This window comes from Bartonella queenslandensis AUST/NH15 (assembly GCF_000312585.1).
GTDB classification, from domain to species: Bacteria; Pseudomonadota; Alphaproteobacteria; order Rhizobiales; family Rhizobiaceae; genus Bartonella; species Bartonella queenslandensis_A.
Genome location: NZ_HE998064.1, coordinates 1 through 1,333 on the forward strand (window position 1 = coordinate 1; position 1,333 = coordinate 1,333).

The 1,333-nt window shown below is 35.0% G+C and carries 1 protein-coding gene; it reads right to left on the bottom strand.

Annotated features, from left to right (window positions below):
* Positions 1 to 67 precede the first annotated feature (67 nt).
* The gene (locus BN338_RS09375) at positions 68 to 1,150 is read right to left on the bottom strand and encodes an ABC transporter ATP-binding protein (protein ID WP_039761498.1); all 1,083 of its coding nucleotides are present in this window, start codon (positions 1,148 to 1,150) and stop codon (positions 68 to 70) included.
* Positions 1,151 to 1,333 lie beyond the last annotated feature (183 nt).

Genomic DNA, 1,333 nt, shown 5'->3' on the forward strand with positions numbered 1-1,333 from the left:
TGGCATGTATAAGCTTATTTTGCGGGAGCTAAAACAATGAAACATCTTTGTCTTGTATGTTTAAAAATCAATAAGGCTGCCCAAGAGATCGGATTACTGCTGTAAATCTTGGACTTGAAAAGGCGGTGAATTGGTAATTCCATGGTACACCGGTACGGCGACTAATTTGGCAGCCTTGGTATGTAATAGTTACTGATGCAATTCTTGTCCAAGTAGTTCGTTCATTCCTTTCAGGGCTTTCAAATACAATGGCTTGATCTGTTACCAAAAGACGTCCAAAAAGTGTGGTCTTTTTATTAATATTAAAGGCAACGCGTTCTTGAACTCCCAACAATTTTTCATTGCGTGCTAAACGATAATCATACTCACTTGCGTTAAGTTGTTGAAACATTTCACATGCTTCAGAAAAACTAGTTATTTCAATATCTGGTAGCAACATTGCAACTTGTTCTTCAAAAAGCTTTACTTTTTTATTTTCAAAATGAACAGCGATCCCCAAAAGTAAAACAATAATAATGGCGACTAATAACCATGGTGAAATACTTATCATTGCTACTATACCCCCAATCAATAGAGCACAAAGGAGAAAAATCTTGATTCCCTTTTCCAATCGTTCGTTTTTAAGTGCTGGAGACGTTTTATTAAGGACTGAGAAATCAGAAGAAGAATGTGCATGAGAAGGCGACACTGAAACCTGTTCTGGAGCTTTCTTTTCAAAATGTTTTTTACGTTTATCTTGCCAATAAGCGAAAATGGACAACGCAAAAAAAGCAAAGCAGATTAACCAAAACCATCCCCAAAAGCCTAGACCATCATCTTTGCTTGATTTATTATCTGGAATAGAGGTAATTTGATTATCAGTATTCTCAACTGGTGCCTGAATCAAGCTTTCATCTTGAGTAGCAACATCTATTGACGAAGTTGAAGAGGGGGTAACAACTTCATTATTATGTACAACTTGATCTGATTTGCCTTTATATATAAAACCACCTACTATTGCAGAGCTGAGAAATAATAAAATTCCAACACCAAGAGTCTTCAACCCCATTTTGCGCCATTTTTTTCTACATACGAAAACGATTCCAGTAATAATAATTGGCAGAGATAACAACCATACAATCATCGCAATTGTATCAAATACGTCGCGCATTATTTTCCCCTCCGCTATAAATAAAAAAGGAAAAATTTTAAAGTGAGTCGATAAATAAAGTAAAGATATGCTTATATAATTTAGAAAAATGTAATATTATCTATTGACATCATCATAAGGATATGAATAATCGAATTAAGTGCCTAACGAACACTTAAGCGATTAGCGGATAGATTACGATAC

What these genes read in the sequence shown, in the direction of transcription:
- BN338_RS09375 (WP_039761498.1), bottom strand. Translation starts at nt 1,150, where the DNA reads ATGCGCGACGTATTTGATACAATTGCGATGATTGTATGGTTGTTATCT.